General features: G+C 58.5%; 30 protein-coding genes. 15 read left to right on the top strand and 15 right to left on the bottom strand.

Annotation, left to right across the window (positions count from 1 at the left end; all coding sequences use genetic code 11):
* Nucleotides 1-3 precede the first annotated feature (3 nt).
* Entirely contained in the window at nucleotides 4-528 is a 525-nt protein-coding gene (gene tsaA / locus AC1DNI_RS12770) for a tRNA (N6-threonylcarbamoyladenosine(37)-N6)-methyltransferase TrmO (RefSeq protein ID WP_477692102.1), read from the top strand.
* Between the two features lie 6 nt (nucleotides 529-534).
* Here tsaA and AC1DNI_RS12765 read toward each other — a convergent pair whose 3' ends face one another.
* Together AC1DNI_RS12765 and AC1DNI_RS12760 are read right to left on the bottom strand one after the other, a co-directional pair.
* Nucleotides 535-741, bottom strand: coding sequence for a TOBE domain-containing protein (locus tag AC1DNI_RS12765; protein ID WP_477692101.1), 207 nt, complete (start codon nucleotides 739-741; stop codon nucleotides 535-537).
* A gap of 81 nt (nucleotides 742-822) precedes the next feature.
* Nucleotides 823-1425, bottom strand: a complete 603-nt coding sequence (locus AC1DNI_RS12760; protein WP_153668408.1) for a thymidine kinase — start codon at nucleotides 1423-1425, stop codon at nucleotides 823-825.
* Between the two features lie 189 nt (nucleotides 1426-1614).
* Here AC1DNI_RS12760 and AC1DNI_RS12755 point away from each other — a divergent pair, with 189 nt between their 5' ends.
* The 3 genes from AC1DNI_RS12755 to choV all read left to right on the top strand — a co-directional run bounded on the left by AC1DNI_RS12755 (nucleotide 1615) and on the right by choV (nucleotide 4553).
* On the top strand, nucleotides 1615-2556 hold the full coding sequence (locus tag AC1DNI_RS12755; protein ID WP_027233482.1) for a choline ABC transporter substrate-binding protein: 942 nt from the start codon (nucleotides 1615-1617) through the stop codon (nucleotides 2554-2556).
* 114 nt (nucleotides 2557-2670) lie between these two features.
* Complete coding sequence (gene choW / locus AC1DNI_RS12750; protein ID WP_027233483.1) at nucleotides 2671-3513, top strand: choline ABC transporter permease subunit; 843 nt, start codon at nucleotides 2671-2673, stop codon at nucleotides 3511-3513.
* Nucleotides 3510-4553: a choline ABC transporter ATP-binding protein gene (choV, locus tag AC1DNI_RS12745; RefSeq protein WP_091944185.1), complete on the top strand. Its 1044-nt coding sequence runs from the start codon at nucleotides 3510-3512 to the stop codon at nucleotides 4551-4553. Before choW ends, choV begins: the two co-directional genes overlap by 4 nt.
* Before the next feature lie 3 nt (nucleotides 4554-4556).
* Here the strand turns inward: choV and AC1DNI_RS12740 are convergent, their stop codons facing one another.
* The 6 genes from AC1DNI_RS12740 to AC1DNI_RS12715 form a co-directional block, all read right to left on the bottom strand.
* The gene (locus AC1DNI_RS12740; protein ID WP_477692100.1) at nucleotides 4557-4823 is read right to left on the bottom strand and encodes a hypothetical protein; all 267 of its coding nucleotides are present in this window, start codon (nucleotides 4821-4823) and stop codon (nucleotides 4557-4559) included.
* A 103-nt stretch (nucleotides 4824-4926) separates the two neighbouring features.
* The gene (locus AC1DNI_RS12735) at nucleotides 4927-5760 is read right to left on the bottom strand and encodes a dipeptide ABC transporter ATP-binding protein (RefSeq protein WP_027233486.1); all 834 of its coding nucleotides are present in this window, start codon (nucleotides 5758-5760) and stop codon (nucleotides 4927-4929) included.
* The gene (locus AC1DNI_RS12730; RefSeq protein WP_051615418.1) at nucleotides 5757-6611 is read right to left on the bottom strand and encodes an ABC transporter ATP-binding protein; all 855 of its coding nucleotides are present in this window, start codon (nucleotides 6609-6611) and stop codon (nucleotides 5757-5759) included. The genes AC1DNI_RS12735 and AC1DNI_RS12730 overlap by 4 nt, the downstream gene beginning before the upstream one ends.
* Before the next feature lie 2 nt (nucleotides 6612-6613).
* Nucleotides 6614-7474, bottom strand: coding sequence for an ABC transporter permease subunit (locus tag AC1DNI_RS12725; protein ID WP_477692201.1), 861 nt, complete (start codon nucleotides 7472-7474; stop codon nucleotides 6614-6616).
* A gap of 64 nt (nucleotides 7475-7538) precedes the next feature.
* A complete protein-coding gene (locus tag AC1DNI_RS12720; RefSeq protein ID WP_027233488.1) occupies nucleotides 7539-8546 on the bottom strand; it encodes an ABC transporter permease subunit in 1008 nt (335 codons plus the stop codon).
* Between the two features lie 53 nt (nucleotides 8547-8599).
* Entirely contained in the window at nucleotides 8600-10204 is a 1605-nt protein-coding gene (locus AC1DNI_RS12715) for an ABC transporter substrate-binding protein (RefSeq protein WP_477692099.1), read from the bottom strand.
* A 334-nt stretch (nucleotides 10205-10538) separates the two neighbouring features.
* On the opposite strand from AC1DNI_RS12715, the gene AC1DNI_RS12710 reads away from it, so the two are divergent.
* Together AC1DNI_RS12710 and AC1DNI_RS12705 are read left to right on the top strand one after the other, a co-directional pair.
* Nucleotides 10539-11300, top strand: a complete 762-nt coding sequence (locus tag AC1DNI_RS12710; protein ID WP_113280829.1) for a 3-hydroxyacyl-CoA dehydrogenase — start codon at nucleotides 10539-10541, stop codon at nucleotides 11298-11300.
* Nucleotides 11301-11470: 170 nt separating this feature from the next.
* On the top strand, nucleotides 11471-11860 hold the full coding sequence (locus AC1DNI_RS12705; RefSeq protein ID WP_091946402.1) for a DUF930 domain-containing protein: 390 nt from the start codon (nucleotides 11471-11473) through the stop codon (nucleotides 11858-11860).
* Nucleotides 11861-11912: 52 nt separating this feature from the next.
* On the opposite strand, the gene AC1DNI_RS12700 is transcribed toward AC1DNI_RS12705, so the two are convergent.
* Entirely contained in the window at nucleotides 11913-12935 is a 1023-nt protein-coding gene (locus AC1DNI_RS12700; RefSeq protein ID WP_477692098.1) for a cell wall hydrolase, read from the bottom strand.
* A 236-nt stretch (nucleotides 12936-13171) separates the two neighbouring features.
* On the opposite strand from AC1DNI_RS12700, the gene AC1DNI_RS12695 reads away from it, so the two are divergent.
* From AC1DNI_RS12695 to AC1DNI_RS12685, 3 genes are all read left to right on the top strand, one after another.
* The gene (locus AC1DNI_RS12695) at nucleotides 13172-13321 is read left to right on the top strand and encodes a hypothetical protein (protein ID WP_175499063.1); all 150 of its coding nucleotides are present in this window, start codon (nucleotides 13172-13174) and stop codon (nucleotides 13319-13321) included.
* Nucleotides 13322-13395: 74 nt separating this feature from the next.
* Nucleotides 13396-14175 carry a HugZ family pyridoxamine 5'-phosphate oxidase gene (locus tag AC1DNI_RS12690; RefSeq protein WP_477692097.1) on the top strand — a complete coding sequence of 260 codons (780 nt, stop codon included), beginning with the start codon at nucleotides 13396-13398 and terminating at the stop codon, nucleotides 14173-14175.
* Complete coding sequence (locus tag AC1DNI_RS12685; protein ID WP_477692096.1) at nucleotides 14172-14996, top strand: TrmH family RNA methyltransferase; 825 nt, start codon at nucleotides 14172-14174, stop codon at nucleotides 14994-14996. The genes AC1DNI_RS12690 and AC1DNI_RS12685 overlap by 4 nt, the downstream gene beginning before the upstream one ends.
* On the opposite strand, the gene AC1DNI_RS12680 is transcribed toward AC1DNI_RS12685, so the two are convergent.
* On the bottom strand, nucleotides 14952-16013 hold the full coding sequence (locus AC1DNI_RS12680) for a hypothetical protein (protein WP_477692095.1): 1062 nt from the start codon (nucleotides 16011-16013) through the stop codon (nucleotides 14952-14954). The two genes, AC1DNI_RS12685 and AC1DNI_RS12680, sit on opposite strands and share 45 nt — an antisense overlap.
* A 110-nt stretch (nucleotides 16014-16123) precedes the next feature.
* Nucleotides 16124-16681: a DUF1134 domain-containing protein gene (locus AC1DNI_RS12675; RefSeq protein ID WP_228019372.1), complete on the bottom strand. Its 558-nt coding sequence runs from the start codon at nucleotides 16679-16681 to the stop codon at nucleotides 16124-16126.
* Nucleotides 16682-17016: 335 nt separating this feature from the next.
* Here AC1DNI_RS12675 and chpT point away from each other — a divergent pair, with 335 nt between their 5' ends.
* The 3 genes from chpT to AC1DNI_RS12660 all read left to right on the top strand — a co-directional run bounded on the left by chpT (nucleotide 17017) and on the right by AC1DNI_RS12660 (nucleotide 18722).
* On the top strand, nucleotides 17017-17646 hold the full coding sequence (gene chpT / locus AC1DNI_RS12670) for a histidine phosphotransferase ChpT (protein ID WP_477692094.1): 630 nt from the start codon (nucleotides 17017-17019) through the stop codon (nucleotides 17644-17646).
* 126 nt (nucleotides 17647-17772) lie between these two features.
* Nucleotides 17773-18129, top strand: coding sequence for a response regulator (locus AC1DNI_RS12665; protein ID WP_228017854.1), 357 nt, complete (start codon nucleotides 17773-17775; stop codon nucleotides 18127-18129).
* Nucleotides 18129-18722 (top strand): YdeI/OmpD-associated family protein, encoded by a 594-nt coding sequence (locus AC1DNI_RS12660; RefSeq protein WP_477692093.1) that lies wholly within the window; start codon nucleotides 18129-18131, stop codon nucleotides 18720-18722. The genes AC1DNI_RS12665 and AC1DNI_RS12660 overlap by 1 nt, the downstream gene beginning before the upstream one ends.
* A gap of 58 nt (nucleotides 18723-18780) precedes the next feature.
* Here AC1DNI_RS12660 and ctrA read toward each other — a convergent pair whose 3' ends face one another.
* On the bottom strand, nucleotides 18781-19482 hold the full coding sequence (gene ctrA, locus AC1DNI_RS12655; protein WP_027233501.1) for a response regulator transcription factor CtrA: 702 nt from the start codon (nucleotides 19480-19482) through the stop codon (nucleotides 18781-18783).
* A 476-nt stretch (nucleotides 19483-19958) separates the two neighbouring features.
* On the opposite strand from ctrA, the gene AC1DNI_RS12650 reads away from it, so the two are divergent.
* Entirely contained in the window at nucleotides 19959-20342 is a 384-nt protein-coding gene (locus AC1DNI_RS12650; protein ID WP_477692092.1) for a flagellar export protein FliJ, read from the top strand.
* Nucleotides 20343-20354: 12 nt separating this feature from the next.
* On the opposite strand, the gene AC1DNI_RS12645 is transcribed toward AC1DNI_RS12650, so the two are convergent.
* Both AC1DNI_RS12645 and AC1DNI_RS12640 read right to left on the bottom strand, forming a co-directional pair.
* A complete protein-coding gene (locus AC1DNI_RS12645; protein WP_477692091.1) occupies nucleotides 20355-20651 on the bottom strand; it encodes a GNAT family N-acetyltransferase in 297 nt (98 codons plus the stop codon).
* Nucleotides 20652-20714: 63 nt separating this feature from the next.
* Nucleotides 20715-22826, bottom strand: coding sequence for a carboxy terminal-processing peptidase (locus AC1DNI_RS12640; protein ID WP_477692090.1), 2112 nt, complete (start codon nucleotides 22824-22826; stop codon nucleotides 20715-20717).
* Between the two features lie 285 nt (nucleotides 22827-23111).
* Here AC1DNI_RS12640 and AC1DNI_RS12635 point away from each other — a divergent pair, with 285 nt between their 5' ends.
* Entirely contained in the window at nucleotides 23112-23573 is a 462-nt protein-coding gene (locus AC1DNI_RS12635) for a paraquat-inducible protein A (RefSeq protein ID WP_477692089.1), read from the top strand.
* Nucleotides 23574-23642: 69 nt separating this feature from the next.
* On the opposite strand, the gene sciP is transcribed toward AC1DNI_RS12635, so the two are convergent.
* The gene (gene sciP, locus AC1DNI_RS12630) at nucleotides 23643-23918 is read right to left on the bottom strand and encodes a CtrA inhibitor SciP (RefSeq protein WP_081816000.1); all 276 of its coding nucleotides are present in this window, start codon (nucleotides 23916-23918) and stop codon (nucleotides 23643-23645) included.
* A gap of 301 nt (nucleotides 23919-24219) precedes the next feature.
* Between sciP and mnmA the strand changes: the two genes are divergently transcribed.
* Nucleotides 24220-25410 (top strand): tRNA 2-thiouridine(34) synthase MnmA, encoded by a 1191-nt coding sequence (gene mnmA, locus AC1DNI_RS12625; RefSeq protein ID WP_477692088.1) that lies wholly within the window; start codon nucleotides 24220-24222, stop codon nucleotides 25408-25410.
* The last annotated feature ends 59 nt before the right edge of the window (nucleotides 25411-25469 follow it).

Below are 25469 nucleotides of genomic sequence, written 5' to 3'. Positions count from 1 at the left end.
AAAATGGTACGGGAGAATGAAATTCGCGCCAATGAAGTAGCGGTCCGGGCGCCCGAGCCGGCTGATGCCGCCCTCGCTTTCATCGGCCGGATCTCAACGCCGTGGACTTCTCGCCTCACATGTCCCCGTCAGGGCCGCCACGATGGGCCGCTCTGCACTATCGAAATATTCGAGCCCTGGGCGGCCGGACTTGAAGGCGTTGCAGCGTTCGAGCGGCTCGAAGTCCTCTACTGGCTCGACCGGTCGCGCCGCGATCTCGTCCTGCAGAGCCCTGGCAATAATGGCGTGGTTCACGGCACATTCTCATTGCGCTCGCCAGTCCGGCCGAATCCTATCGGCACGGCCATCGTCAAACTCGAATCTGTAAACGGGTCAATCCTGTCGGTGCGCGGGCTCGATTGCCTCGACGGCACGCCCCTTCTCGATATCAAGCCTGACAGGACGCTGTTCAAGCCGATTGCACCGCCGCAGCCCGGCGATTTCGAAACCGATCCGGCCGCGACGGCAACCTATTGTCAGAAGCGGTAGAGGATTCTAGTCGATTGCGACCATCACGTCGGAGGCCTTGACCACTGCATAGGCGTTGTCGCCGACCTTGAGGCCGAGTTCATCGACAGCCTCATTGGTAATCGAAGCCGTGACGACCGATCCACCAACGTCGATGCGGACATGGGCGGTCGTCGCACCCTTGGTGACGTCAACGACCTTGCCTTTCAGACGGTTGCGTGCGCTGATTTTCATGAGTGTCCTCCGTTATTGTGCCTGCCGCGCTTGCTCAATGTGCGACCATACCTTGCCTTGCCGATACTGGCCATTGAAGACTTATAGAGCCTTGAAATCGCCCGGCGATACGCGCCCCGTCTCTTCCTCCCAATGCTTGCGGCACAGCGAAACATAAAGGGATTTCTCGATCGCCACCTGATCGCCCTCGGTCAGCGCATGACCCTCCGGATCGCGCCGGACGACCATCGTCGCCTTGGCGCCGCAATGGCAGATGGTGCGGATTTCACGCAAGCTGTCGGCGATGGCGAGAAGTTCCGACGAACCCGGAAACAGCTTGCCCTGAAAATCCGTGCGAAGCCCGAAACACATGACCGGAATGTTGAGCCGGTCGGCAACGCGCGCGAGCTGCCATACCTGATCCTTCGTCAGGAATTGCGCTTCATCGACAAATACGCAGCTGATGGCACTAACCTTGTGCGCGACGGCAATTCGTTCGAACAGCCTGTCGTTTTCGCGATAAAGCTCTGCAGCGGCGCTGACGCCGAGGCGCGACGTTATTTTTCCAACGCCGTTTTCGGCATAGTGCGCGGCGGTAAACAGCATCGTGCGCATGCCACGCTCTTGATAATTATAGGAAGCCTGCAGCAGCAGCGTCGATTTGCCGGCATTCATTGCCGAATAGCTGAAATAGAGTTTTGCCATGACCTGCTTTAACCGGAATGAGCGGTGGCATGCACCCCTCACACGAGCTTGTCCGCAACTTTTGTCGGATTTTTAACAACTGTCGCGATTTGACCGGATTTATGCGCGCCTATGCTTGAATGGCCGCCGATTTGGTGCTTGGTTCTTGCAAGTATCAACCGGGAGAAACCCGGAGAGGGAGAACTACCAATGAACGTACTATCCAAACTCACCGTTTCGCTGGCTCTTGTTTTGTCTGCTGGCACCGCGTTTGCCGCCGAGCCCGATTCCTGCAAGGCCGTTCGTTTCGCCGACGTCGGCTGGACCGACATTACCGCAACCACCGCAGCGACGAGCGAAGTGCTCAAGGCGCTTGGTTATTCCACGGACACGAAGGTTCTTTCCGTTCCTGTCACGTACGCCTCGCTCGGCAAGAAGGACATGGACGTCTTTCTCGGCAACTGGATGCCGACAATGGCTGCCGACATCAAGCCATACCTAGAAAACAAGACCGTCGAGGATCTGGGCCCGAACCTCACCGGCGCGAAATATACCCTCGCCGTGCCGCAATATCTCTATGACGAAGGTCTCAAGGATTTCAAGGACATCGCCAAGTTCAAGGACAAGCTGGGCGGCAAGATCTACGGCATCGAACCCGGCAATGACGGCAATCGCCTCATCCTCGGGATGATCTCCAAGGACCAGTTCGGATTGAAGGATTTCGAGCTCGCGGAATCGTCCGAGCAAGGCATGCTGGCGCAGGTTGCCAAGGACACGAAGGGCAAGAAGCCGATCGTCTTCCTTGGCTGGGAACCGCATCCCATGAATACGAACTTCAAGCTCGCCTATCTTTCCGGCGGCGATGACGTGTTCGGCCCGGACTTTGGCGGCGCCGTGGTCCACACCAACGTCCGTGCGGGCTATACGACCGAATGCCCGAATGTTGGCAAGCTGCTGACCAATCTCAAATTCAATCTTGAGATGGAAAACCAGATCATGGGCAAAATCCTCGACGATGGCGAGGATGCACCCAAGGCTGCATCGGAATGGCTGAAGGCCAATCCCGCCGTTCTCGATACCTGGCTGGCTGGCGTTACCACCGTCGACGGCAAGGAAGGTCTGCCCGCCGTCAAGTCGGCTCTGGGACTCTAACAGGCGATCCCGACGGGGGAACGGCTGTAACAACGAAAAGAAGCTAGGCCGCCCGGCATATCCGCCGGACGGCTCCTTTCATCCATTCGTTTCGCGACAGAGGGATACTTCCGCTTGGACTGGTTAACGCAAGACAAGATTCCGGTTGGCAGGACGGCCAAGCAAATCGTCGATTGGCTGACGAACAATTTCGCCTGGTTCTTCGACGGTCTCGCGATCCTCATGCAGGGCTTCATCGACGCGCTCATGTTCGTCTTGAAATATCCGCATCCTCTCATCATGGTCGCGATCTTTTCGGCGATCGCCTATGCGCTGCGCCGCTCCATTGGCGTTACCATCCTCACCGCGCTTGGCTTCCTCTTCATCCTCAACCAGGGCTACTGGCAGGAGACGATGGAGACCCTGACGCTCGTCCTTTCATCCTGCATCCTGTGCATGGGCATCGGCGTGCCGATCGGCATCATCGCCGCCCATCGCCCCAAATTCTATGCGGCGATCCGGCCGATCCTCGACCTCATGCAGACCTTGCCGACCTTCGTCTACCTCATTCCGGCCATCGTCTTCTTCGGCATCGGCATGGTGCCTGGCCTGCTCGCGACCGCCATTTTCGTTCTCCCGGCGCCGATTCGCCTGACCCATCTCGGCGTCTCTTCGACGCCGACGCATCTGATCGAGGCTGGCGAAGCCTTCGGCGCCTCGTCGCGCCAACTCCTGTGGAAGATCGAACTGCCCTATGCCATGCCGCAGATACTGGCCGGCCTCACCCAGACGATCATGCTCTCGTTGTCCATGGTAGTTATCGCCGCGCTCGTCGGCGCCGATGGACTGGGCGTTCCGGTCGTCCGCGCGCTCAACTCGGTCAATACCGCGCTCGGCTTTGAAGCAGGGCTTGTCATCGTGGTCGTCGCCATCGTGCTTGACCGCATCTTCCGTCCCGGCAAGGAGGCAGGGGAATGACCGCGATTACGCTCGACAATGTCTGCATTATCTTCGGCAAGAAGACGGACGGTTCCCTCGCGCTTGCCGATAAGGGCAAGAGCCGTTCGGATATCCAGGCCGAGACCGGCCACGTGCTCGGCGTGCATAATTGCTCGATCACGATCGAGGAAGGTGAGATCGTGGTGCTCATGGGGCTGTCAGGCTCCGGCAAATCCACGCTCCTGCGGGCGATCAACCGCCTGAACCCAATCTCCCGCGGTTCCGTCGTCGTTCACAACAATGGCCGTTCCATCGATGTCGGCAAAGCGGACAAGGGTACGCTGCGGGATCTGCGCAAGCATCTCGTTTCAATGGTGTTCCAGCAATTTGGCCTCCTGCCCTGGCGCACGGTCGAGGAAAATGTCGGTTTCGGCCTGGAACTTTCCGGCGTTCCCAAGGAAGAGCGCGCCAAGGCCGTCCAGCAGCAGCTCGAATTGGTGAACCTCAAGGATTGGGCAAAGCGCAAGGTCGGCGAACTTTCCGGTGGCATGCAGCAGCGCGTCGGCCTCGCCCGTGCCTTCGCCACCGGCGCGCCTATCCTGCTCATGGATGAACCCTTCTCGGCGCTCGACCCGCTGATTCGCACGAGGCTCCAGGATGAGCTTTTGAGCCTGCAGGCGCGCCTGAAGAAGACCATCGTTTTTGTCAGCCACGACCTTGATGAGGCAATGAAAATCGGCAATCGCATTGCCATCATGGAGGGCGGCCGCATCATCCAGTGCGGCACGGCGCAGGACATCCTGCTTAACCCGGCCGATGACTATGTGGCGGATTTTGTCGCCAACATGAACCCGCTTGGGGTGTTGACGGCGGCAGATATCATGGTGCCGCTCGACCGAACCCGGCCGGCCAGCCGGCCTTTTGCCGCAACGGCGCGTCCGGAAACGCCGGTACGTGAAATAATGCAGGCTGTTGCCAAAAACAGCGGCGACGTCGGCGTCGTCGACAAGGGCACCATACTCGGCATGATATCGGCCGACGACATTGTCCGTGGTCTGCTACGACACCAGAAGCATTAGGCTTTACTCGGCCTCGGATTGATCCTCGTCATCGCGGGACTTGCCGGCTGGCTGCCAGGAATGCGGCGAGACCTTTTTTTGCGTGCTGGAATCGGTAAAGATCCACCAACCGGCGTCGGTCTCGTCCCACTGTCCACCCGTCGCCTTCAGCCGCTCGAGCGAGCGATACTGGCCGATCGATTCGTTTTCCTGGCCATCTTCGTCGGTCCAGAAAACCGTGACCTTGCTTCCGTCCTTGGGCGCCGTGGAAATTGGCTGTTTGCCGGCCATGCGTATCGCTCCCTGCTTCATATGCGTTGTTAAGTCACCATGAAGCAGGCATCGAATGCAAGCGCTCACGCGCGTTTTCCGCAATGACCCCATACGCGGGGGATCAGGCGGCAGCTTTCTTCTTCTCGATACGGGCGCGAATGCTTTCGACATCGGCCTTCGGCGTCGCCGCAAACAGCGTCTTCGTGTAGCTGTGCTGCGGATTGGCGAAGACCTCGTCGCGCGTACCGTACTCGACGACCTCGCCGTAATACATCACCATCACCTCGTCGGCGATGTAGCGCACCACCGAAAGGTCGTGGCTGATGAAGACGTAGGTGAGATTGAACTCGTCCTGCAGGTCGGCGAGGAGATTAAGCACCTGCGCCTGCACCGAAAGGTCGAGAGCGGAGACCGGCTCATCGAGGACAAGCAGGCTCGGGCTCAGCATCAGCGCGCGGGCGATGGCAATGCGCTGGCGCTGTCCGCCGGAAAACATGTGCGGATATCGGTTATAGTGCTCGGGGCCAAGACCAACCTTGATCAGCATCTGCATGGCAAGGTCACGACGTTCCGCCGCCGTCTTCTTCGTGTTGAGAAGCAGCGGCTCGCCCAGCACTTCACCGATCTTCTGGCGGGGATTGAGCGAGCCATAGGGGTTCTGGAAAATGATCTGCACCTTGCGGCGCAGTTCGGGCGTCACGGTATCCTTGGCGATATTGATCGGCTTGCCTTCGATCAGGAGTTCGCCCGACGTCTGCGGATCGATCAGCGTCAGGATGCGCCCGAGCGTTGACTTGCCGCAACCGCTCTCGCCCACAATCGCGAGTGTCTTGCCGCGCTCGAGCGTAAAACTGACGCCCTTGACGGCCCGCACGGATTTGTCCTTGCCGAACAGGCCCCCGCCGACGTGATAGTCACGGATGATATTGCGGCCTTCGAGCACGATCTCGCTCATGGTGCCACTCCTGCATTGGCCGCTTCGTTCTTCATGAAATCCGCAACGGTCGACAACCGGTCGCCGGTGGCATTTTCCGGCAGGGCTGAAAGCAACGCGCGCGTATAGGCATTCTTGGGCGATTCGAAGAGCGTCAGCACATCCGCCTCTTCCATCTTGCGCCCCTTATATTGAACGATGACGCGATCGGCGGTTTCCGCGACGACGCCCATGTCGTGGGTGATCATGATGAGGCCCATGCCGTGCTTGGCCTGGAGGCCGACGAGCAGATCGAGAATCTGCTTCTGGATGGTGACATCAAGCGCAGTGGTCGGCTCGTCGGCGATCAGGAGCTTGGGATTGCAGGCGATTGCGATGGCAATCATCACGCGCTGGCACTGTCCACCAGACATCTGGTGCGGGAACGAATTCAGTCGTTCCTCCGGCGTTGGAATGCCGACCTGCTTGAGCAGTTCGATCGCCCGCTGGCGGCGCGCCTTTCCATCCATTTTCATGTGGACGCGCAAGACTTCCTCAAGCTGGAAGCCTACGGTAAAGCACGGATTGAGGCTGGCAACCGGCTCCTGGAAGATCATGGCGACGTCGCGGCCGACGATCTCGCGCCGTTGATTGGACGACATCGCGAGAAGATCGTGTCCGTCGAAGGTCATGCTGTCGGCGGTCACCGTAGCGGTCTTCGGAAGAAGCCCCATGACCGCAAGCATGGCCACCGACTTGCCCGAACCGGATTCACCAACGATCGCGAGGACCTCGCGCGCATTAACATGCAGGTCGATGCCTTGCACCGCCATGAAGAGACCGCTGCTGGTATCGAAGCCGACCGACAGATTCTTGATTTCTAGAAGCGCCATGCTCAGCTCCTCTTCAGTTTCGGATCGAGAGCATCGCGCAGCCCATCGCCAACGAGATTGATGGCAAGGACGGTGATGAGGATGGCAAGGCCGGGGAAGGTGACGACCCACCAGGCCCGCAGGATGAACTCACGCGCTTCAGCAAGCATCGTGCCCCATTCCGGCGTCGGCGGCTGGGCGCCCATGCCGAGAAAGCCGAGGGCGGCCGCTTCGAGGATGGCGTTCGAGAATGAAAGCGTCCCCTGCACGATAAGCGGTGCGAGACAGTTCGGCAGAATGGTCTTGAACATCAGCCGCATATGGCCTGCCCCGGCGAGCTTCGAGGCGACCACATATTCGCGGTTCTTTTCGCTCATGACGGCCGCGCGGGTAAGGCGGGCGAAGTGCGGCTGCAGGACCAGAGCGATTGCGATCATCGCATTGAAGAGCCCAGGCCCAAGGATTGCGACAAGCACCAGGGCGAGGAGCAGCGGCGGGAATGCGAGAATGATATCCATGATGCGCATGATCAGCGCATCGACCCAGCCACGGAAGTAGCCGGCGAGCACGCCAAGGATCACGCCGGTTACCATCGAGATCGTCACGACGATAAGGCCAATGAACAGCGAGAAGCGCGCGCCATAGATGAGGCGCGAGAGCAGGTCACGGCCGACCGCGTCCGTTCCGAGCAGGAACATCGAATTGCCGCCGGTCTGCCAGGATGGCGGCGTCAGCAGCGCTTCGCGGTATTGCTGGTAGGGCGCGTGGGGCGCGAGCACCGGCGCGAAAATGGCTACGAGCATGAGGAACACGAGAACGCCAAAGCCGATCACGGCGCCCTTGTTGACGCTGAAATAGAACCAGAACTCCGAGAGCCGTGCCATCCGCCCCGCGGACTTGGGCGCGGCGAGCGGTACGGGAGGGGAAACTTCGTTAGTCAAGACTTCCTCACTTTACGCGGATGCGCGGATTGACGACTGCATAGAGCAGATCGACAATCAAATTTACGGTCATGACGATGAGCGCGACGAGCATGAGGCCACCTTGCACGACAACATAGTCGCGCTTGGCAATGGCGTCGATCATCCATTTGCCGATGCCCGGCCAGGAGAAGATCGTCTCAGTCAGAATCGCGCCCGCCATCAACAGGCCCATCTGCAAACCGATCGTCGTAATGACGGGGATCATGGCATTGCGCAGGGCGTGAACGCCGATGACCCGGCGGGGTGCGAGACCCTTGGCGCGCGCCGTGCGCACATAGTCTTCGCCCAGCACTTCGAGCATGGCCGAGCGCGTCTGCCGCGCAATGACGGCGAGCGGGATCGTGCCAAGCACGATCGTCGGTAGCACGAGATGCGAGAATGCCGATTTGAAGGCGCCCTTCGGCCCGGAAATCAGGCTGTCGATCAGCATGAAACCAGTGGTGGGTTTGAAGAAATAGATGAGATCCATGCGGCCGGAAACCGGTGTCCAATGCAGGATGCCGGCAAAAAGAATGATCAGCAGGATGCCCCACCAGAAGATCGGCATCGAATAACCGACGAGCGCGATGCCCATGCTGAGCTGGTCGAACACCGAGCCGCGCTTGACGGCGGCAAAAATGCCGGCGGGAATTCCGATGATGGTCGCAAAGAGCATCGCGCAGATGCTGAGCTCGAGCGTCGCCGGAAAGAGCGTCAGGAAGTCGGTGAGGACTGCGCGCTTGCTGGCAATGGATGTTCCAAAATCCCCGTGGAATATGTTCCAGACGAACGAGAAATATTGTTCCCAGATCGGCCTGTTGAAACCGAACTGCTCCATGAGCAGTTGATGGCGCTCGGGCGTCATGCCGCGTTCGCCGGCAAGCGCGATGACCGGATCACCAGGAAGCAGGCGAATGAAGATAAAGGCAATGAAGCTGATGCCGATGAATGTCGGGATCAGCAGCAGCACTCGGGAAGCGATATAACGGAACATGGCAACCTGAAAAAATGCGGTACCGGCCAAAGCCGGTACCGCGAGGAGTTTGATTACTCGGCGATGTCAACGCTTTCGAAATTGTGGACACCGAAAGCGCTCGGCACGTAGCCGGTGACGTTCTTGGTCATTGCCGTCGTAACGAGCGAATGAGCGAGCGTTGCCCACGGAGCTTCGCGCTTGAACACGACCTGCGCCTGTTCGTAGAGCTTGGTGCGCTCGGCAACGTCGGAAACCACAGCGGCCTTGTCGATCAGGTCGGTGAATTCCTTGTTGCACCATGCAGCGCGGTTCGAGCTGCCTACGGCCTGGCAAGAAAGAAGCGTTGCAAGGAAGTTGTCCGGATCACCATTGTCACCGGTCCAGCCGATGATGACGGCACCATCATGCTTCGGATCCGAAGCGCGCTTGAGATATTCCTGCCAATCGTAGCTGACGATCTCGACCTTGACGCCAACCTTGGCAAAGTCCGACTGCAGCAGTTCCGCGGTACGGCGGCCGTTCGGCATGTATGGACGAACAACCGGCATTGCCCAGATCTTCATCGAAAGATCCTTGACGCCAGCCTTTTCGAGAGCTGCCTTTGCCGCTTCAGGATTGTACTCGTCATCCTTGATCGACTTGTCGTAGGACCACATCGTTGGCGGGATCGGGTTGATCGCCGGCGTGCCCTGGCCGAGATAGACGGCATCGACGATAGCCTTCTTGTCGATTGCCATGTTGAGCGCCTTGCGCACTTCCGGCTTGTCGAACGGCGCCTGCGTCGTGTTGTAGGCGAGCGTCGAAACGTTGAGGCCGCTTTCCTGCAGGACGGTGAGGTTCGAGTCGGCCTTCAGGCCCTCGACGTCAGCCGGATCCGGATAGATCGTCAGCTGGCATTCGCCGGCCTTGAGCTTCTGTACGCGAACGGCAGCATCCGGCGTAACAGCGAAGATCAGGTTGTCGAGCTTGACCTTGCCCTTCCAGAATGTCGGATTGGCTTCGTAGCGGATGGCGGTATTGAGCTGATAGTCGACGAACTGGAACGGGCCTGTGCCGACCGGCTGCTCGTTGAACTTCTGCTGGGTGCCGTCAGCCTGCAGCTTGTCGGCATATTCCTTGGAGACGATGGACGAGAAGTCCATGGCAAGGTTGGCGATCATCGGTGCATTCGGCTTGGTCAGCGTGATCTTGACGGCCAGGTCGTCAACCTTCTCAACCGACTTGATCAGCTTGGGGAAGTCCATGCCTTCGAAATATTCATAGGACGCACCGTCGACATATTTCGCCCAGGGGCTGCCTTCCTTCTGACGCTCGAAGGAGAAAACGACGTCGTCGGCATTGAGGTCACGCGTCGGCGTGAAATAGCTCGTGGTCTGGAACTTGACGCCCGGACGCAGCTTGAACGTGTACTGCAGGCCATCGTCGGAGATCGTCCAGCTTTCAGCAAGCGCGGCCTCGACTTCGGACTTGCCCGGCTTGAACTCGACCAGCTTGTTGAAAACGGCCTGTCCCGTAGCGTCGAGCGTCTCGCCGCCGGTATAGAGCGCAGGGTCGAAGCCGCCCGGTGCAGCTTCCGAACAATAGACCAACGTCTTGGCCGAGGCTCCACCTGCCATCAGCCCACCCGTCAGCATTGCGAGCGCGCTCGCCGCAAGGAGTTTCTTGTAGGTATTCATCTTTTCCACCTTCAGAGGTTTTTTGTGTTGCAAGCCCCCATGCCTGCAACGAAAGTCGCATGGAAGCCTTTGCCATGTCGCAATGCAAGCAGATTCATTCGCAGTCAACCCGTCCCGGAAGGCATAATTGTCGATTCTGGGGAAAATCGCCCCATTTAATCAATTAATGGTGAAATCGACTAAAAATCCGTCCACTAACTTTTGGTATGCGGGGTAGCAGCGTTTACCAGTTTGACGCAAACGTGGCGCATTTCACGCCAAGAGGGTACATTTCAGTCTAGTTCAGCACCAAAACACGTGCAAGAACTCATAAGTGCAACAGGAGTGGTGTATTTTGGACGCAAACGGGCAAACAGCAATCGTTACAGGCGCCGGATCGGGGCTCGGGGCAGCCACGGCGCGCGCCCTCGCACAAAAAGGCGCCAGGGTCGCCATCATCGACATCAATCTGGAAGCGGCCGAAAAGGTCGCCGCCGAGATCGGGGGAATTGCCCTTGCCTGCAACGTAGCCAACGCTGCCGAGGGCGAAAAGGCGGTTGCCCGCGTGGCCGATGAACTTGGGACGCCGCGCATTCTCGTCAATTGTGCTGGCATCGCCAATGCCGGCCGTATCGTCGGCCGCGATGGTCCGCACGATCTCGAATTGTATCGCCGCGTCATCGAGGTCAACCTCATCGGTTCGTTTAACATGCTGCGTCTGGTGAGCGACCGCGCTGCAAAGCTTGAACCGCTTGCGACCGGCGAGCGCGGTGTCGTCATTTCAACCGCGTCGGTCGCTGCCTTCGATGGCCAGATCGGACAGGCCGCCTATGCCTCGTCGAAAGCGGGAATTGCCGGCCTTACCCTTCCGGCGGCACGCGAACTTGCACGCTTCGGCATCCGCGTGATGGCGATCGCGCCTGGAATCTTCGGCACGCCCATGCTGCTTGCCATGCCGCAGGAGGTACAGGATTCGCTGGCGGCCTCGATCCCCTTCCCCTCGAGACTGGGCAAACCGGAGGAATATGCCGCCCTCGCGCTGCATATCATTGAAAATCCCATGCTGAACGGCGAAACGATCCGGCTCGACGGTGCCATTCGCATGGCGCCAAAATAGCCGGACGCGACGCCAGAAGATGGATCGGCTTGGCAGGCCGAGGAACGTTTCATAATTTGGTCCCAATCGGCGGAGTATCTAGGGCAATTCTTGTTACTCTAGCGTTTTGACCTTCGGCCGGCCTGTTACCGGTCCCTGCTTCGATATCCTGCAATTTGAAAGCCGAAATGATGAAACGAATTAGCGCCATGCTGTTGCTGCCGCTCGCTTTGGCCGCGCCGGCCCGGGCCATGGATAGCGGTGCAACGGAAGAGTTGCAGCGGCTTGATCCCGAAACCAGGCTGGAACAGCGCTGCGACGTCGAGGCGATGGACCGCATACATAAGGACCCGGCCAAGCTGGTCCCTGACGAACTCGTCGCCTATGCTTTTGAAGAGCCGAAGATCAAGGGCGATAAAATCCGTTCGGCCGGGGCAGCCTTTCGCAGCAAGGGAGAGTGGTATCACCTCTCCTACACCTGCTCGACCTCACCCGATCACATGACGATCCTGACGTTCCAATATGCGATCGGCCAGGTGGTGCCGCACGATCAGTGGGCGCACCACTACCTCGTCCCCTAAAAGTTCGAGGCGCACAAGACGCCTCGATTGATTTCTCTGAAACGAAAATCGGTCAGTTGAACGTCGGTCGATCCTGCGCGAGCAGCATTTGTCCGATGGCATCGACCTTCTTGGCGTTCGGCGCCTCATAGGCGAGCAAGCTCGGATCGGTTGCCGGCGCTGCAACTGGCTGTGCCACGCGAACGGTCGGCTCGCTGGTCCGGTAATCCATCGCCTGCGGCGGCGGATCCATCGGCACGGCAACCTTCGCCGGATTGGCCATGACCGGAGTTATGTCAGCCTGTGCCACGAGGATCGGCTGCTGGTTGGCAGTGACCCGTCCCGCTGTCGCCGTCGAGGTCGTCGTCGCAGCCGCCGGCGCTGCGGCGACCGCAGTCGTCGTTACGCCCGGGACATTGCTCGCGACCATTGTCGGGGCAGTTGCGATCGTCGGTCTGCCGCCCATGCGCAGGCTGGCGATATAGGCATTGGCGATGGCTGCGCTTGCATCCTTGGACGCGATGTCTGCCGTATTATAGCGGTCGCGCTTTTCATAAAACGCGTTGCCACCGGCAACGACCGTATAGTGCATGTTCTTATAGGGGAAGCGAAGACCCGCCGTGTGGAAATACATGGCATTCTTCACCTTGGTATTGCGCTCGCCGCGCAGCACCGCGTCGGCGGCAGCTTGCACATCCGGGAGGGCAACGGACTTCATCGGGCGAGAAAGCACGCCTGGAGCAAACTGCCCCTTCTGTCCGACCACGCCACAAATGGAGTCGCCCCATTTGCCGGAATCGAGGCGGTTCATCACGACCGTGCCAACCGCAACCAGTCCGTCCTGGCTCGAACGGTTGGATTCGAAGAACATCGCCCGCTCAAGACACTCTTTGTCCTTCGGCGTATAGGCGTAGCTTTTGCTGGTGCCCTTATTCGTCAGATTGGCTGAAATTTTCGAGTGCTGTCCGGTCTGCGTGCAGCCACTGACAAGCCCCGCGGCCGCTATGATGCCCGCAATTGAATGGATCTTCCACTTAGCGAAGCCGATCACGAAGCAATTCTCATCGCTGTTGTTCCTGCTGGTGAAGGTGCTCACAGAATGATCTCATTTAGGGCCAAACAATGGCAAAGATGACGTTAACGTTACCATGCCTATTCATCCTTTTGAAATCATGAACTTATTTTATTCACCCGCACAGCAAAAAAATTTCAAAAATGGCAAAATTAAGAATTCGTTTACCGTAATTGCCTTAATGTTTTGGCCAGTAACCACGCTCAAAGGCACGGCCGATGCACAAGCGCTCCCACCGGTATGACACGCGCGAATCACTAATGGAAGCGCTGAAAGAACTTGTGGCGCTGCAGGTTCCGGCGGAGGACGTGGCGCCGGTCCTGTGCACGATCGGCCCGGTTGATCTCGATCTCCTCGATGATTGCATGGATGCGATCGGATTCAATGACAACCAATCAGTCGCCGCCTGAGCCACTGCTACCAAACAGCTTGTTCCCCTGCCCGTCACGCACTATCAATCGGCCAACAGATTGAGAGGTATCCCGTGGCCGAAAAGAAAGACGTCTTGCGTGAAATCGATGAAGGCGCCGTTCGCCTTGCGCGTACATTGCTGCGCACCGCGCGATATGCGGCGCTGGCGACGCTCGAACCTGGCTCCGGCCATCCCATCGCGACGCGGGTAGGCCTTGCCACCGACCACGACGGCACGCCTATCATTCTTGCATCGGCACTGGCCGCGCATACGCCGGCCCTCCTTGCCGATCCCCGCTGTTCGCTGCTGGTAGGAGAGCCTGGAAAGGGCGACCCGCTGGCCCATCCCCGCATGACCGTTACGGCGAAAGCACGCCAGATCGCACGCAACACGCCGGAACATGAACGCATCGAGTGGCGCTATCTTTCGCACCTGCCAAAGGCCAAACTCTATGCAGGCCTTGGCGATTTCAGTTTCTTCCGGCTCGAACCCGACAATGCCCGCCTGAACGCCGGTTTCGGGCGCGCCTATCAGCTGCCGCCAGCCGAATGGCTCAGTCTCAATCCGGCCAATGACGCGCTTGCGGCGGCGGAAAAATCGGCAGTCGAGCACATGAACGAGGATCATGCGGCGGCGATTGCCCTTTATGCCCGGTATTTCGCCAAGGCGGATGACGGCAACTGGCGGATCACCGGCATTGACGCCGACGGCTTCGATATCGCGGATGGCGATGCAGTTGAGCGTGTCTTTTTTGCTTCGCCGCTCACATCGGCTGAGGACATGCACAAGACGCTCGTCCGCATGGCGGGAGAAGCGCGCGCCGGTCTGCAGGCGTCCCAATCTCCGGCATGACAGTGTCGCCCGATCAAAGGCTCATCCGTATCGACGACCCTAACGATGAACGACTTGCGCCCTATCGCGACGTGCGCGAGCGCGATCTCGTCGGCCGCCAGGGTCGATTTATTGCCGAGGGCAAGGTTGTCCTGAACGTTCTGCTGACGAGCCCGCATTTTGCCACCGACTCGCTCCTCGTGCTGGAGAACCGGCTTTCGGGCCTGTCCGAACAGCTGAAACTGTGTCCGCCCGACGTACCGGTCTATTGCGTCAGCCGGGAGACGATGGATGCGATTGCCGGCTTTCCCATGCATCGCGGCGTTCTGGCAATCGGACGGCGCAGCGGACCGCACACCGTCGACACATTGCTTGCCGCCATGCCGGAGCACGGGCTGGCCATTGTCCTGTGCGGGCTTTCAAACCACGACAATATGGGCTCGATCTTCCGCAACGCCGCGGCTTTCGAGGCTGACTGCATTCTCATGGACGAGACGAGTTGCGATCCGCTCTACCGCAAGGCGATCCGCGTTTCTGTTGGCGCGGCGCTCAAGGTTCCATTCGCCCGGGAGGGATCGATCGAGGCCCTTGTCAGTAAACTGCAGAGGGCAGGCTATACCATTTTTGCCTTGAGTCCCTCGGGCAAGACGAGCATCAACGCGGCTGAGCCCGTACAGCGCACCGCACTTCTCCTTGGAACGGAAGGGGAAGGTCTGCCAAAGGTGCTGCTGGACCGCCTTCAAACCGTGCAAATACCCATGTCGAAGAGCTTCGATAGTCTAAACGTTGCAACTGCCTCAGGCATCGCTCTCGCGCGGTTCAGCCGCTTTGGCGGGCTTTGAGGCGGCCTGCAGGGCGCGCACCCGGTCGGCAATGCTGACGATGGCCTCGCCATTTTCATCATAGACCGCCGGCACCTGTCTTTTTGCCTTGGCAAGAATTTCGTTGACGGGAGACTTCTCGCCTTCAAGCTTCGCCACCATCGCCACGACCTGTGCGGCAAGCGTATTCATCTCGTCGCGCATAAGCCGGGTTTCGTCGGCCTGGATCAACGCTTGCTTGCCACGCGGCGTATCGACCACGGAAGTGCCCTGCTTGCGACCGTCAGCGAGGACCTTGCGTAGTCTCTCGTTCAGCCTTTCCATGTCTTTTTCGCGACGGGCGAGTTTCGCCTCTGCGTCGGACAACTTGGTCAAAAGCCCGGTCGCCTGCTTTTCGAACTCGGTACGCTGCGCCGTTTCCTGCTCCAGACTATGTTGCAAAGCCTTGTGCTCGGTCTCGATTTTCCGCCGCTGCTCGTCGCTGTCGCGCTTTTCGCGCCGCGCGTCGTTCAATTCGTCGAGGAGGTTTTCGACGCGCGCGGATTGGGCAGCGAGTTCAATCTGCAGGCTATCGGCATCAATCGAGAGTTTCGAGAGACGCCGGTTCAGCTGCTCAACCTCGGTGGTGCGCTCTTCGAGAGTCTTCGCCGTGCCACTGAGATTTTGTGACGATCGTTCGAGCGTGTCTTCATTAGTACTCAGTGACGTTGAAAGACCGGCAATACTGGTTTCCCGCTCGCCGAGATCCGCCGTGAGCTTGCGAATGAGCCGTTCCTTTTCGCCGATCTCGGTCAGATGCAGCGCCGCCTTGTTGCGCGCGCTTTCGAGTGCAAGTTCGAGCTTGCGCTCCGCCATCGCGTGTTCGGCGCGCAATCCATCCCTTTGCGCCTGAATTTCATTGAGCGTCAGGGGTGTCTCGGCCTCGACATGCTTGCGGGTCAAAAGCATGGCCCTGCGCCAGATTGGCGGCGCGACCAGCAGGACCAGAAGCACGGCACTCAGGAACCCAAGGGCAAAATAGATTACGGACTGGATCAAGATCGGGGTCCTGTTGGCGTTTCTTTAAAGGGAGTCTTAGCAGGGGGGGCGCCGAAAACAAAGACGCGGACCGCATGGGTCCGCGCCGGGCAGACTTGAATCCTGATCTGTCAGAACGGATTCCATGTCGGGGTCTGGGTCAGCTTCAAGTAACCGACATTGACGCCAAGACGCGCGCCGACACCCGTGCGGATCGGAACGAGCAATACCTGATTGCGCTTGAGAACATTGAAGCCCACGCCGGCAAAAAGGTAGGCGGAACCAGCAACCCCAACAAAGCGCCCGTAAAGGTTTTGAACGTCGTCGAGGTTATAAACCAGCATCATCACGCGGGAGCCCTGTCCGCCGAAATCCCAGCCGATCGACGGGCCCTGCCAGTAGGTCTTGTGATCGCCGGCGTTCTTTGTATAGAGCGTGCCCTCCCCGTAGGTCAGGCCGCCGATGAGAGCGCCCGATCCTTCCTCGCCAAGGACATAGCCGTTAGGAAGGCCGTAACTCGCGAACACCTTCTCGACAGCTGTAGCCAATCCACCTGAGGTTGATCCGAAGAACCGCTGACCGGAATTGACGATCTCTTCCATCGTATAGGTTTCTTGCGCGCGGGCCGCCTGGGCCTGGGCAAAAACTAGTGACACGAGTGTCAGGACGAGAAGAAGACCACGGTTCATAGACAAGAGTAGAGACGCCATCGTAATTCCTTTTGGCTGTTCGCTTCTTTGCCTGACGCCTGATACGGGAAATTTGCAGATCTTGCGCCTGCCTAATGATTTGGTGCTCAATTTAAGGCGCTAAACCTTGTATAAAAGTTTATGAATCGATCTTGGCATTTCAATGACTTGCAAAGATCGGCAAAAATGCGCGAAATTCAGCATTCACAGGCTTTCGCCACGAGCTTCTTGCCGATCCGGACGCGTCTATGTATCCAAATAGCGCTGAAATTCGAAGTGATTCGCTTGCCAGTGATTCGCGAAAACCCACTCGACCACCTCCAGGAGAAGCCCTCATGACATTGCCCGTAATTCTCTCGGCAACGGACCTCGGAGCGCTCCTGAGCAGCCGCATCTGCCATGACATCATTTCGCCGGTTGGCGCCATCAACAACGGCCTCGAACTGCTCGAGGAGGGCGGCGCCGACGAGGATGCGATGAACCTCATCAAGTCGAGCGCCCGAAGCGCCTCGGCCCGCCTGCAATTTGCCCGCATTGCCTTCGGCGCGGCAGGATCCGCTGGCGTCCAGATCGATACCGGCGACGCGCAGAACGTCGCCAACGAATATATGAAAGGCGAGAAAGCACAGTTCACCTGGGAAGGCACCCGCGTCCTTCTGCCGAAGAACAAGGTGAAGCTCTTGCTCAACCTCGTCCTGATTGCCAATGCCGCCCTTCCCCGCGGCGGCACGCTCGCAGTCAAGCTTGAGGGCGGGGATACCGAGCCGCGTTTCAGCCTCACTTCGCGGGGGCCGATGCTGCGCGTGCCGCCGAAGTTCCTCGAACTTCACAGCGGCAGGGTACCGGAAGAACCGATCGACGCCCACGCGGTGCAGCCCTATTATACCCTGCTGCTTGCGCAGGAAGCCGGCATGACCATCTCGATCCATGCGACACCGGAAGAGATCGTCTTCGCCGCAACCTGATCGCCGCGCAAAAGTTGCACTAATATTTACCATCAACCTTGGGTATTTGTTCACCCAGGCCAGCTAGTCTTCGTACCCGGAAAGGTATGTTTCTGGCCTGCCGGGGGTATTGTATTGCTGCGTTGCATGATCATTGATGGCTCGCCGGTCGTGCGGAAGGTCGCCCGCCGACTCATCGCGAGCGAAACGACCGTCGTCACGACTGCCGACACCGGCTTCCAGACGGTTGCGGCTTGCAGCGTCGAGATGCCCGATATCATCATTCTCGACAGCGCCATCGCCGACATGCCGGCTGCCGATGTCATCGCACAGGTAAAATCGCTTCCCGGCGGCGCCAACAGCAAGATTTACCTCTGCCTTCCCGAAATCGACCTTGCCAAGATCATGCGCGCCAAGCGCGCTGGTGCTGCCGGCTATCTGCTCAAGCCTTTCAACCGGGCTTCGATCGCCGAAATCCTACCGCAGGTTCCAGTGGCGGGCTGATGCCGAAGAGCGATCTTCCTGTGAGATTCTTTGCGTCGGCAACGGAGCTTGACGCTTTTCTCGCCGCTGAACCGATCACTTCGAAGGGGATTTGGCTAAAGCTTGCGAAGAAGAGTGCCCCGATCAAGGGCGTGTCTCGCGAGGAAGCGATCGAATGTGGGCTCTGCCATGGCTGGATCGACGGCCAGCTCGACAAACTCGACGACCACCACTGGCTTATCCGCTTCACGCCGCGTCGGGCCACCAGCAAGTGGTCAGAGAAAAATCGAGACAAGGCGATCGAACTGATGGCGCAGGGCCGGATGCAACCGGCGGGCCTTGCCGAAGTCGAAAAAGCCAAGGCCGACGGTCGCTGGGATGCCGCCTATGCCCGGCAGAGCACCGCGACAGTTCCGGACGATTTGCAACGGGCCCTGGATGCCAATCCGGAGGCGCTGACGTTCTTCAACCAGCTTGATAGCCACAACCGGTTTGCGATTCTCTACCGCGTCCATGGCGCGAAACAGGCGAAAACACGGGCAGCGCACATAGAGAAATATATCGCCATGCTTGCCCAGGGTGAGACCATTTACCCGCTCAAACGCAAAAGCTGACTCCAAAAGCAAAAGGCTCCGCGCTAACGGAGCCCTTTGAAATTCTTGCACAATGTTATCAGGCGATTTCGCGCAGTTCGGTCGAGTCCGGCTCACGCAGCACATAGCCGCGGCCCCATACGGTTTCGATGTAGTTCACACCGTCGGAAGCCGAGTCGAGCTTCTTGCGCAGCTTGCAGATAAACACGTCGATGATCTTGAGTTCGGGCTCGTCCATGCCGCCATAGAGGTGGTTGAGGAACATTTCCTTGGTCAGCGTCGTGCCCTTGCGCAGCGAGAGCAGTTCCAGCATCTGGTATTCCTTGCCGGTCAGATGCACGCGTTGTCCGCTGACTTCCACCGTCTTGGCATCGAGATTGACGATGAGATCGCCCGTTGTGATGACCGACTGGGCGTGACCCTTGGAGCGGCGAACAATCGCATGGATGCGGGCGACGAGTTCATCTTTGTGGAAGGGCTTCGTCATATAGTCGTCGGCGCCGAAACCGAGACCGCGAACCTTGTCCTCGATGCCGGCCATGCCGGAGAGGATAAGGATCGGGGTCTTCACCTTGGACAGGCGAAGCGTCCTAAGCACTTCGTAGCCGGACATGTCCGGCAGGTTCAGGTCGAGAAGGATGATATCATAGTCGTAGAGCTTGCCGAGATCGACACCCTCCTCGCCCAGATCAGTCGTATAAACATTGAAGCTTTCCGACTTGAGCATCAGTTCGATGCTCTGGGCCGTTGCACTATCATCTTCGATTAAAAGAACCCGCATATCATTCCCCTTTTCCCGCCGCTGAAATGGGTTGCCGTGCAATCCCGAAGCCAGGTCGCGAACAAGCCGTTTCCATAACGTTAAGATTGCCACCGAATGGTTAACAAAATCTGATTCCGCTTTGCAAGTGCCCTCGACTCTTAATTTAGAGATCGCAGGCACCGCATTGATTCATAAGGTCAACTCGCCTGCCAAAAACCATCAGATGGTGCTTCAGGTTCAAAGGCTAAGCGATTCATTCGACTCAATAAAATCTCTGCCTAGAAACTTCAGGATTCGATTTACCGAGCTTTAAGTCTTAAGGCGTATGATTAATGCTGAACGTAAAGGAAAGGTTACCAGACGGGGCCGCCTTTAAGTTTTTGTTTCATTTTCCCGAGGTGATTCGGGTGGAATACCGGCTGGATGGACCGCCGCCTCACATTTGGCGGCATACGCGTACCGGCCGAGAGTATGGCGTTGAGGGGGTAGTGAGCATGAAGTCGCATGAGGGTTTGGTTCGGCTGAAACTCTTTCAGGTCAAGGAAAAGCGCCGCCAGCTCGGTCAACTCGATCTGATGATGGGCGAATTCGAACGCATGGCCGCTGAACTGGACGCCCAGATCCTTTCAGAGGAAAAGAAGGCCGGCATCACCGACACGACGAATTTTGCCTATCCCACATTCGCAAAGGCCGCGCGTCAGCGCCGCGACAATCTTTTCGACTCGATCCGTGACCTGAAGGCGCAAAAGGACGAGGCGGAAGCCGCCCTTGCCGAATCGGAAGCCGAACTTGCCAAGGCCGAGGCGCTTGAGCAGCGTGACGGCAAGCCGCGCGAGGAAGAGATCCCCCTGACCGACAAGCGCGCCATGATTGGCTGACGGACTGCCGCCCTATCGCTGCTGGATTACGTCCGACCATTCGCTGTGGCGCAGCGATTGCGCCCGCATGAACGGGCAAAGCGGAATTATCTTCCAGCCACCCGCCCGCGCATCTTCCACCGCATTCAAGGCGAGCGCCTGGCCGACGCCCTGCCCCCGAAGCGCGTCAGGCACCGCGGTGTGGTCGATGATGATGAGATGCGGGCTGGCGCGTGAGAAGGTCATCTCGGCTACGTGGCCGGATACAACGGCTACGTAGCGACCGCCCTTGCCCGTTTCCTGCTTTTCGATACTGATCTGACCACTCATTGCTACACCATCGTTATTGCGGCGCGCGGTACCCGATGCCGGGTGCCCATCAACTGCCATTGATCAATTGTTTTTCGCCGACGTGACTTTGCCAAGGTCGGACGCATCGCTGAGAATGTGCACCGTCTCGTCGAGAAGCACGTCTTTTGCATCCTTCAGCGCTTTTTCGCTCGCAATATCCGCACTCATGCTGCGCTCGTCGGCCTGCAGACCATCCTCCTGAAATACAAGATCGGTGGTCGACGCCGAGCCCTTGCCATCGGCTGCTTCACGTGCCTTCAGGCGGCCAATCTGGCGATCCCTTTCCGCACGTCGCTCGGTTTCATTGAGGGATATGACCCGCTTGTCACGCAAGTCCTTGAGCTCGTTCACGTCTTCGACGAGTTTCTTGAAATCCCTGTCCTCCTTGGCACGCGCGTCGTGGCGGCTTTGAAGTTCCGGCAGGATCGGCTTGATATCCCCGAGCGGCTTGTACCTGGCTGGTTTGATCTGCAACCATGGCAGCGCGTTGTCGTAACTCGACTCCCCGAGCGTCTCCTCATCCGAAAACCCGGGCAGGATGATATCCGGCGTCACGCCGCGCAGCTGGGTAGTCCCGCCATTGATGCGGAAGAACTGCGCGACCGTCATCTTCAATTCGCCGAATTCCGGCTTCGGGTTGCGCGCTTGCTCGTCGAGATCGACCACAGTTTGCACGGTGCCCTTGCCGAAGCTTGGTTCGCCGATAACGAGCCCTCGGCCATAGTCCTGTATTGCCGCGGCAAAAATCTCCGAAGCCGAGGCCGATCCGCGATTGATAAGGACTGCAAGCGGCCCCGTCCATTTCGCCTGGCCACGATCATTGCCATCGACCTTGATGTCGCCCTCGCCATTGCGCTGTTGCAGGACGGGTCCCTTGCCAACAAACAGGCCGGTCAGTTCGATCGCCTGAGGCAAGGAGCCCCCGCCATTGTTGCGCAAGTCGATAACGACGCCGTCAACTTTTTCGTCTTCGAGTTCCGCCAACAGCTTGGCAACATCGCGGCTTGCGCTGCGATAGTTCTTGTCACCCCGTCGCCGCCCATCGAAGTCGTCATAGAAGGTGGGCAAATCGATCACGCCGATTTTGCGCGTGAGATCACCATCCTTCACAATCCTGATGCTTTTCTTGGCGGCCTGTTTTTCCAGGCTGATGTTATCGCGCACCAGAGTAATGAGCCGGTGCTTACCGTCGGGGCCCGCGTCGGATGGCATGATATCCAGCCGTACGACCGTATCCTTTTCTCCGCGTATGAGCTTTACAACCTCGTTCAATCGAGTGCCGACGACGTCCACCATTGGACCGTCCTTGCCCTGTGCCACCCCGACAATTCTGTCGCCGGCATTAAGCTGGCCTGACAGTTGGGCAGGTCCGCCGGCCACCAGTTCCCGTATGGTCGTATACTCATCGCGCTCCTGAAGAACGGCACCGATGCCGACGAGCGAGAGTTTCATAGAAATGTCGAACTCCGAAGCGGCGGCAACGCCAAAATAGTCCGTATGGGGTTCGACGGCATTGGTATAGGCGGTCATGAACGTCTGAAATACATCGTCGCTCTTGTATTTGTAGGCGCGAGCCTGCGAGTTCTCATAACGCTTGCCGAGCGTCTCGCGTATCTTTGCATCGGACGTACCGGCCAATTTCAGGCGCAGCCAGTCGTTCTTGACGCGCTTGCGCCATATTTCCTGGCTTTCCGCTTCGGTTTTCGGCCAAGGCTCCTTGTCCCGCCGGATCGTGAAGTCTTCTTTTTGGCTGAAATCGAACCCGTCCTTGAGAAGTCCGCGTGCGTAACTCATGCGCTCCACGAAGCGCTGGTCATAAACGTTGAAAATCTCAAACGGGATAGTGAGATCTTCGCCATAGATGGCATCGTCCAGCTTGTCCTTGCTGACCATGAACGTGTCGATATCGGACTGAAGGAAAAAGGATCGGTCCGGGTCCAGCAATTCTATGTAGCGATCGGTGATTTTCGCCGACAAAGCGTCGTCCAGCGGCACTTTCTTGTAGTGATAATAGGTCAATACCTGCGCACTCAAATGCGCAGCCTTGCCTTGATCCTCCTCAGGCGCGAGCACCGGAGGTGAGGCGGTTTCCAACGCCTGAGCAGAGGAAACGACCGTCAGGAAAGCAAGCAACAAGCCAAATCTGGTACGCATAAGGTGCACGAATCCAATGCTCTGTGTGGATTAAACCATCAAATATTACCGCCGGCGGACTGCCGGCCGCATCTAAACTTACTATGGCGATCCATCATGTGAAGCGTCAATCGGTAACAAGTGAATGTGATCCAGTCTGTCTAGTGCAAATCTTGTTTAAATTGAGCCGATCCTGTCATCGAGAAGGGCAAACTCTTGCCGTGGGCGCAAATTGTCTTCGCCGTCCTTGACGGGCGCCATGCATTTCCTTCATGCATGGGCTGTCAGCCTCGGTCGGATATCAGCATGTCGACAAGATTTATCATTCCGATCCTGCTTTTCGTCGCGACATTCACCCTCGCATTGGGGCTGACCATGCCGCTGATGAATGTGAGCAAGCTCTATTTCTTCGACGAAAGCCCGTCGCTTATCGATATCATCGGCTCGCTGTGGCGCAGCGGCGACTGGTTCCTCGCACTCACCGTCCTTCTCTTTTCGGTTGTCCTGCCGGTCGCAAAGCTCGGCGTCGCGCAGATGGCGGCGGCGCAGGTACCGGCCGCGTCCCGGGCCCTTCATCGCTGGGTCGGGCTATTGTCGAAATGGTCGATGCTCGACGTGCTTCTGGTCGCCCTCGTGATTTTCGGCGCCGAGACCAGCGGGCTTGCTACCGCGATCGCACAGCCGGGCCTCTGGTTCTTCACCGCCTCGGCAATACTTTCGGCGGTGGCGGCCCACCTTATCGTTGCCAGGGAAAAGCAGGCAGATTAATCGCGGCACGGCCAAATGGAAAAAGGCTGGTCTTGCGACCAGCCTCTCCCAACTTTCTTGCACCATCATCTAATGACGATATTGCTGTATCCGGGTTGTTCTAAGGCCAGCCAGCCCGTGATCGGAGATCGAGGACTGCCAGGACAGGAACTCCTCCACCGTCAATGTGTAGCGCTGGCATGCTTCCTCAAGACTAAGAAGACCACCGCGCACAGCGGCAACCACCTCAGCCTTGCGGCGAATGACCCAACGCCGCGTATTCGCGGGTGGAAGATCGGCGATGGTCAGTGGACTGCCATCCGGGCCGATAACATATTTTACTCTCGGTCGAACAAGATCGGTCATTGTACTCTCTACACTAAACTTCAAGACCTATCGCAGCAGACATTACAGAGAGGGCTTTAATAATTGCCTAAACGCCGAGTCATTGTCTGGTAACCTCGGTTAATGGAGGCGTAGGGATTTCATTAAACTTTTGTCTAACTGCAAATATTTCACCGGGGACTCATCGGCATTGTTCAGAAAACTTTGAACGATAAAGACTGATCTTGGCGCACTTCCTGTTGGCAGAACCGGTCAATTCACCTATATAGAGCCCGACAATAGCGCTGCGCCTTTATGCCGCTGCCAAGAACCGGATCCGCTTATGACCTTGAATAGCCTCGATCTGCCGGGAAAGCCGGAAGACACCCGTATCGTCGTTGCCATGTCTGGCGGCGTGGATTCTTCTGTCGTCGCGGGCATCCTGAAACGCGAAGGCTATGATGTCGTCGGCGTGACACTGCAGCTCTACGATCATGGCGCCTCGACCCATCGCGCAGGTTCCTGCTGCGCTGGCCAGGACATCGAGGACGCGCGCCGGGTGTCCGAGCTTCTCGGCATCCCGCATTACGTGCTCGATTACGAGGCGCGTTTCCGTGAAGCTGTGATCGATCCGTTCGCTGCAAGCTATGTCAGCGGCGAAACGCCGATCCCTTGCGTTTCCTGCAACCAGACGGTCAAGTTCGCCGACCTGTTGCAGACCGCGCGTGATCTCGGGGCCGATGCCCTGGCGACCGGCCATTATATCCGCAGCCACGCCAATGGCGCCCACCGTGCCCTCTACCGGCCGGTCGATACCGACAAGGACCAGAGCTATTTCCTGTTTGCCACGACGCAGGAACAGATCGACTATCTGCGCTTTCCGCTCGGCGGCATGACCAAGACCGAAACCCGCGCCATCGCCGAGGAGCTCGGCCTCACCGTCGCCAACAAGCAGGATAGCCAGGACATCTGCTTCGTGCCGCAGGGCAAATATTCCGACATCATCTCGAAGCTGAAGCCTGAGGCCGCGAACCCGGGCGATATCGTCCACATTGACGGGCGCGTGCTCGGCCGGCACGAGGGTATCGTCCACTATACGATCGGCCAGCGCCGCGGCATTGGCGTCGCGACGGGCGATCCGCTCTACGTCATCCATCTCGATGCCAAGAATGCGCGCGTCGTCGTCGGCCCACGCGAGGCGCTGGAAACGCACAAGGTGTTTCTGCGCAACATCAACTGGCTCGGCGATGGATCGCTTTCGGCAATTCCCGAGGGCGGTGTCGAAGTCTACGCCAAGGTCCGTTCCACCCGTCCGCCGCGCCCGGCACTCCTGCACCATCGCGACGGCGAGACCTTCGTCGAACTCGTCGATGGCGAAAGCGGCATTGCTCCCGGCCAGGCCTGCGTGCTCTATTCCGACAACAGCAATACGGCCCGTGTCTATGGCGGCGGCTTTATCGGCCGCTCCGAACGTGCTCCAAAGGCCGAAGCCATGTTGAAACGGCTCGCCCAGCAGGGCCACGCCGCCGCGTGAGGCGGTTTGCTTGTCTCATGCCTGATGGCCTCGGGACATAGCCCGAGGAGCCACCCTCC

This window comes from Phyllobacterium sp. 01N428, assembly GCF_056399405.1.
Note: the sequence above shows the minus strand (reverse complement) of the source record. Positions and strands in the feature narration are given on the sequence as shown.

Coding starts and splice junctions, on each gene's coding strand:
- mnmA (WP_477692088.1), top strand. CDS start 24,220: ATGACCTTGAATAGCCTCGATCTGCCGGGAAAGCCGGAAGACACCCGT.
- choV (WP_091944185.1), top strand. CDS start 3,510: ATGACCGCGATTACGCTCGACAATGTCTGCATTATCTTCGGCAAGAAG.
- AC1DNI_RS12720 (WP_027233488.1), bottom strand. CDS start 8,546: ATGTTCCGTTATATCGCTTCCCGAGTGCTGCTGCTGATCCCGACATTC.
- AC1DNI_RS12640 (WP_477692090.1), bottom strand. CDS start 22,826: ATGCGTACCAGATTTGGCTTGTTGCTTGCTTTCCTGACGGTCGTTTCC.
- AC1DNI_RS12665 (WP_228017854.1), top strand. CDS start 17,773: ATGATCATTGATGGCTCGCCGGTCGTGCGGAAGGTCGCCCGCCGACTC.
- AC1DNI_RS12765 (WP_477692101.1), bottom strand. CDS start 741: ATGAAAATCAGCGCACGCAACCGTCTGAAAGGCAAGGTCGTTGACGTC.
- AC1DNI_RS12760 (WP_153668408.1), bottom strand. CDS start 1,425: ATGGCAAAACTCTATTTCAGCTATTCGGCAATGAATGCCGGCAAATCG.
- AC1DNI_RS12645 (WP_477692091.1), bottom strand. CDS start 20,651: ATGAGTGGTCAGATCAGTATCGAAAAGCAGGAAACGGGCAAGGGCGGT.
- AC1DNI_RS12635 (WP_477692089.1), top strand. CDS start 23,112: ATGTCGACAAGATTTATCATTCCGATCCTGCTTTTCGTCGCGACATTC.
- AC1DNI_RS12660 (WP_477692093.1), top strand. CDS start 18,129: ATGCCGAAGAGCGATCTTCCTGTGAGATTCTTTGCGTCGGCAACGGAG.
- chpT (WP_477692094.1), top strand. CDS start 17,017: ATGACATTGCCCGTAATTCTCTCGGCAACGGACCTCGGAGCGCTCCTG.
- AC1DNI_RS12735 (WP_027233486.1), bottom strand. CDS start 5,760: ATGAGCGAGATCGTGCTCGAAGGCCGCAATATCATCCGTGACTATCAC.
- AC1DNI_RS12705 (WP_091946402.1), top strand. CDS start 11,471: ATGAAACGAATTAGCGCCATGCTGTTGCTGCCGCTCGCTTTGGCCGCG.
- tsaA (WP_477692102.1), top strand. CDS start 4: ATGGTACGGGAGAATGAAATTCGCGCCAATGAAGTAGCGGTCCGGGCG.
- AC1DNI_RS12695 (WP_175499063.1), top strand. CDS start 13,172: ATGGAAGCGCTGAAAGAACTTGTGGCGCTGCAGGTTCCGGCGGAGGAC.
- AC1DNI_RS12675 (WP_228019372.1), bottom strand. CDS start 16,681: ATGAACCGTGGTCTTCTTCTCGTCCTGACACTCGTGTCACTAGTTTTT.
- AC1DNI_RS12650 (WP_477692092.1), top strand. CDS start 19,959: ATGAAGTCGCATGAGGGTTTGGTTCGGCTGAAACTCTTTCAGGTCAAG.
- AC1DNI_RS12715 (WP_477692099.1), bottom strand. CDS start 10,204: ATGAATACCTACAAGAAACTCCTTGCGGCGAGCGCGCTCGCAATGCTG.
- ctrA (WP_027233501.1), bottom strand. CDS start 19,482: ATGCGGGTTCTTTTAATCGAAGATGATAGTGCAACGGCCCAGAGCATC.
- AC1DNI_RS12725 (WP_477692201.1), bottom strand. CDS start 7,474: ATGGCACGGCTCTCGGAGTTCTGGTTCTATTTCAGCGTCAACAAGGGC.
- AC1DNI_RS12685 (WP_477692096.1), top strand. CDS start 14,172: ATGACAGTGTCGCCCGATCAAAGGCTCATCCGTATCGACGACCCTAAC.
- sciP (WP_081816000.1), bottom strand. CDS start 23,918: ATGACCGATCTTGTTCGACCGAGAGTAAAATATGTTATCGGCCCGGAT.
- AC1DNI_RS12755 (WP_027233482.1), top strand. CDS start 1,615: ATGAACGTACTATCCAAACTCACCGTTTCGCTGGCTCTTGTTTTGTCT.
- AC1DNI_RS12740 (WP_477692100.1), bottom strand. CDS start 4,823: ATGGCCGGCAAACAGCCAATTTCCACGGCGCCCAAGGACGGAAGCAAG.
- AC1DNI_RS12730 (WP_051615418.1), bottom strand. CDS start 6,611: ATGGCGCTTCTAGAAATCAAGAATCTGTCGGTCGGCTTCGATACCAGC.